The 4,028-nt window shown below is 61.1% G+C and carries 3 protein-coding genes; all 3 read left to right on the top strand.

What is annotated here, in order from left to right:
- Positions 1–50 precede the first annotated feature (50 nt).
- Genes A3728_RS23655 through A3728_RS05900 form a run of 3 tightly spaced genes read left to right on the top strand, consistent with a single transcriptional unit; the run spans position 51 to position 3,693 of the window.
- Positions 51–842 carry an SDR family oxidoreductase gene (locus A3728_RS23655; protein WP_067921131.1) on the top strand — a complete coding sequence of 264 codons (792 nt, stop codon included), beginning with the start codon at positions 51–53 and terminating at the stop codon, positions 840–842.
- A 32-nt stretch (positions 843–874) separates the two neighbouring features.
- On the top strand, positions 875–2,248 hold the full coding sequence (locus tag A3728_RS05905; RefSeq protein WP_067267631.1) for an aspartate aminotransferase family protein: 1,374 nt from the start codon (positions 875–877) through the stop codon (positions 2,246–2,248).
- A gap of 11 nt (positions 2,249–2,259) precedes the next feature.
- Complete coding sequence (locus tag A3728_RS05900; RefSeq protein ID WP_067921129.1) at positions 2,260–3,693, top strand: aldehyde dehydrogenase family protein; 1,434 nt, start codon at positions 2,260–2,262, stop codon at positions 3,691–3,693.
- Positions 3,694–4,028 lie beyond the last annotated feature (335 nt).

Genomic DNA, 4,028 nt, shown 5'->3' with positions numbered 1-4,028 from the left:
GCAATACCCGGCAGATCTCGCCATAATCAACGANGCAGGTTGTCCAGCCGGTGAGCCGCGAAGAGCTTGCCGAGCGCGAACCCATGGTGCTCGGCGTGCAGGCGCTGTTTTCCCCAGCCAGCGGTATCGTTGATTATGGCGAGATCTGCCGGGTATTGCACAGGAGGTTAGAAAGCTCCGGCGTGGATTTCCTGTTCGGTCAGGCCGTCACAGGGCTTGAGGAACGCACGGACAATACCGTGGTGACCACATCTGGCGGCGCCCTGTCAACACGTCTGGTGGTGGCCTGCGCCGGGTTGCAGGCGGACCGTATCGCGGCCCTGTCCGGGGTTGCGGATGACTTTCGCATCATCCCTTTTCGCGGCGAATACTATCGGGTCGCAGACCGCTCGCGGATGAATGCCGTCAACACACCGATCCAGACCTTTCTGGATGTGCAGCACGTCAACCTGGTGGCCCCCTTGATGCTGTGCCAGGAACTGATCGAACCGCTGCGGCGGGCCAAGGGATCGGTGGTCAATGTTTCATCTATCGCGGCCCAACAGGTGCACCCATTTGCCGGTGCGGCCTATGCCGTGTCCAAGTCGGGCCTCACGACCTTGACCCGCGAGCTGGCGCATGAACTCGGCGACACGGGCGTGCGCGTCAACTCGGTGGCTCCGGGTGAAATCGAAACCTCAATCCTGTCGCCCGGCACACAAGAGATCGTTGACCGGCAAGTGCCGATGAGGCGCCTGGGCCGCCCCGAAGAAGTGGCCGAGGTCGTGCACTTCCTGGCCAGCACGCAATCCTCTTATGTCACCGGCTCGGAAATCCCGATCAACGGCGGTCAGCACATCTAACACTATACCAACAAGGCAACCCCATGAACGAAATGCAGATCCTCCCCAATTCCCCCGAGGCGCGCGACATCGCCTATCACTTCCACGGCTACACCAACGCCGCCGCACATGCCGAAACCGGCCCGATGATCATCGAGCGGGGCGAGGGCATCTATGTCTATGACAGCAACGGCAACCGTTACATCGAAGCTCTCTCGGGCCTCTGGAGCGCTGCGGTTGGCTTTAACGAACCGCGCCTTGCCAAGGCGGCGGCCGATCAGATGGCGAAACTACCCTTCTATCACAATTTCGGTCACAAATCGCACGGACCTGCCATTGACCTGGCAGAAAAGCTGATCTCGCTTGCGCCGGTGCCCATGAGCAAAGTGTTCTTCACCAACTCAGGCTCCGAGGCGAATGACACGGTGCTGAAAATGCTCTGGTATCGCTCGAACGCCCTGGGCCAGCCCGAGCGCAAGAAGGTGATCGCGCGGCAGCGCGGCTACCACGGTGTCACCATCGCTGCGGGCAGTCTGACAGGTCTGCCGAACAACCATCGCTCTTTCGATCTGCCCATCGACCGGGTGCTGCACACGACCTGCCCGCACTACTGGAAAGACGGCAAAGGCGGCGAAACCGAGGAAGAGTTCGCCACCCGCTGCGCCACCGACCTTGAAAGCCTTATCGAAGCGGAAGGCCCCGAGACCATTGCCGCCTTCTTTGCCGAACCCGTCATGGGCGCGGGTGGCGTCGTTGTGCCGCCCCGGACCTATTGGGACAAGATCCAGGCGGTGCTGGACAAATACGACATCCTGCTCGTTGCCGACGAGGTGATCTGCGGCTTTGGCCGCACCGGACAGATGTTCGGGTCGCACACATTTGGGATGAAGCCCGATGTCATGGTGATGTCGAAACAGATCACCTCCAGCTATGTACCCTTTAGCGCCTTCATGATGAACGACCGGTTCTATGCGCCGATTGCCGAGGAAAGCGGACGGATTGGCGTTCTGGGTCATGGCTTTACTGGCGGTAGTCACCCGCTGGGCGCAGCGGTTGCCCTGGAGAACATTGCGATCATCGAAGAGCGCGAACTGGTGGCCAACGCGCGGACGGTGGGGGCACGGTTCCACAAGAAGCTCGACAGCCTTCAGGACCACCCCCTGGTTGGCGAGATCCGCGGCGTCGGCTTCATCTCGGCGCTGGAGCTGGTCAATGACAAGGCTGCGAAATCCGTGACCGGCCCGGTCGGCGCCCTGGGCGGGCTGTTGAACGCAGCCCTGCTGCGCAACGGGGCGATCACCCGCAACCTTGGCGACGCCGTCGCATTCTGTCCGCCGCTGATCACCAGCGAAGAGCAGGTCGATGATCTGTTTGCCATCGTGAAGAAATCGCTCGACGACGTGACCCGGCTGGTCAAGGAAAACTAAGGAACGGCACCATGGAAAAACTGAATCTTATCGCCGGTGAATGGGCCTCCGGCACCGATTGGGCTGAAAACATCAACCCCTCGGACACAACTGATGTCATCGGGCAGTACGCCCGCGCCAGCGCGGANCAGACGCGCCATGCCATTGCCGCCGCAAAAGCCGCCGCCCCCACTTGGGCGCAATCGACTCCCCAGTCACGTGCCGATGCGCTGGAGGCTGTCGGTGTCGAGCTTCTGGCCCGCAGAGAAGAACTGGGTGAACTGCTGTCGCGGGAGGAGGGCAAGATCCTTTCGGAAGGCATCGGCGAGGTGACGCGCGCGGCGCATGTCTTCAAGTTTTACGCACAGGAAGCCTTGCGGATTGAAGGGGTGTCCATGGCGTCGGTCCGCCCCGGTGTCCGGGTCGAGGTGCGTCATGAGCCGGTGGGCGTCGTTGGGCTGATCACGCCCTGGAACTATCCCATCGCGATCCCCGCCTGGAAAATCGCACCGGCCTTGGCCTATGGCAACACGGTGGTGTTCAAACCGGCAGACCTTACACCCGGCTGTGGCTGGGCCCTGGCCGAAATCCTGTCGCGGGCGGGCCTGCCTGCTGGCGTGTTCAACTTGGTCATGGGGCGCGGCAGCGTTGTTGGTGAAGAGATCGTGCGCTCTCCTGATGTGGCGGCGGTGTCCTTCACCGGCTCCGAAGCGACAGGGGCGGGCATTCGCACCCGTGTGGCCGAACGCGGCGGCAAGGTGCAGCAGGAAATGGGCGGCAAAAGCCCCCTGATCGTGATGGATGACGCCGATCTGCAAACCGCCATCGACTGCGCGATCGGCGGGTCGGTTCTGTCGACCGGCCAGCGCTGCACCTCGAACACCCGGATCATCGCCACCCCCGGTATTCACGACGCGCTTGTCGCAGGCATGGTGGATGCCGCGCGCGCCCTGAGGGTCGGACATGCCCTTGATCCCGCCTCGCAGATCGGCCCGGCGGTGGACGAGCGGCAACTGCAAACCAACCTCAAATACATCAGCATCGCCGATAGCGAGGGCGCCGAACGCTTGTGTGGTGGCGAGGTGCTTACCCGCGACACGCCCGGCTTCTATATGGAACCGACCGTTTACGCGAACTGCACAAACCAGATGCAGCACGTACGCGAAGAGATTTTCGGCCCAGTTGTCAGCGTTCTGAAGGCCGCTGATTATGACGAGGCGGTGGCGATCGCGAATGACAGCCCCTTGGGCCTGTCTTCGGGTATCTGCACAACCTCGCTGAAGTTTGCCGAGGACTTCAAGTCCCGGTCTCAGGCCGGTATGGTGATGGTCAACTTGCCCACAGCCGGGGTGGATTACCATGTGCCTTTCGGTGGGCGAAAAGGCTCAAGCTACGGCAGCCGCGAGCAGGGACGCGCCGCGCGTGAGTTCTTCACGACATCCAAGACCGCATACATCAGCTTTTGAGGCTTTTTGGGCACCTGGAAGCTTCGATTTTTAGGTGCCCACGTCCACGCGCCACCATTTGCAGGTGCAGCATTATCTCATTTCTTTCAAAAAACTACGAAAAAAAGTGATCAACCGTACGTGAGAGTTGACCTGCCCCCCGCAATTTCACTCTTTCTGATGTAGAGTTGGCCTGCCCCCACTTTCTCACGGCAAGTTGTCGCGCATTAGCATCAGGTTACGTTGGCCCTCGTTCGCACACGCATTAAGCGAGCTGGGGTAAGTTTCATCCAAGGGTCTCTATGAGCGCGATGCTGCAGCTTCGCAGTCCACCTCGAAGTTTCATTGGCAGCAAG

Source organism: Sulfitobacter sp. HI0040, from assembly GCF_001634885.1.
In the GTDB taxonomy this organism is placed as follows: domain Bacteria; phylum Pseudomonadota; class Alphaproteobacteria; order Rhodobacterales; family Rhodobacteraceae; genus Sulfitobacter.
Note: the sequence above shows the minus strand (reverse complement) of the source record. Positions and strands in the feature narration are given on the sequence as shown.